We start from the raw sequence: 755 nt of genomic DNA on the forward strand, positions 1-755 counted from the left end.
TTCACGTACACGGTCGAAGATTACCACCTTGTCATTGATAGAGTAACCGATAGCTGTCAGGATAGCACCGATAAACGTTTGGTCAATTTCCAGTGAGAATGGAACGATACCCCATAACAATGAGTAAGCACCGATAATCATGATGGTATCGCATGATAGAGCTACGATAGAGCCAATACTATATGCGATGTTACGGAAACGGATTAAGATATACAGACCGATAGCGATCAAAGCCAGTACTACGGAATAGATAGCACCTGTTTTGATATCGTCTGCGATACTCGGACCCACTTTTTGAGAACTTACAATACTACCACCAGTGTGATTGTCACGGTCGATAAAGGTAGCTAGAGTGATGTTTTGAGTCAGCACAGGTTTCAAAGTCTCATATAAATATGCTTCGATTTGAGAGTCAACATCGTTTCCTGCATCTTCAATACGGTAGTTGGTGCTGATACGTACAGTTTTCTTATCTGTACCGATAGCGATAACACTAACGTTAGCATCACCGAACTTGCTGGAGATCAATTCACGAATCTGTTCGGGTTCTACCGGATTCTCGAACTGTACCTTGAAGTTACGTCCACCGGTAAAGTCGATACTCTGGCTTAAACCGCGCATGGCAAATGAACCGATACAAACGAGGATGATGGCTACAGTGATGATAAGGGATTTTTTGTTTGTTCCCATGAAATCAAAACGTGTGTTGGTCATCAAGTTTCTTGAAACAGGGGTTGTGAATGTAAGGTTCAATA

General features: G+C 42.1%; 1 pseudogene. It reads right to left on the reverse strand.

Going from position 1 to position 755, the window contains the following annotated elements:
- Positions 1-755, reverse strand: a pseudogene (gene secF, locus AB5935_RS25655) (protein translocase subunit SecF); the annotation flags it as partial.

The sequence above is a fragment of the Phocaeicola sp. RTP21198st1_B8_RTP21198_201120 genome (assembly GCF_040929485.1).
Lineage (GTDB): Bacteria > Bacteroidota > Bacteroidia > Bacteroidales > Bacteroidaceae > Phocaeicola > Phocaeicola dorei.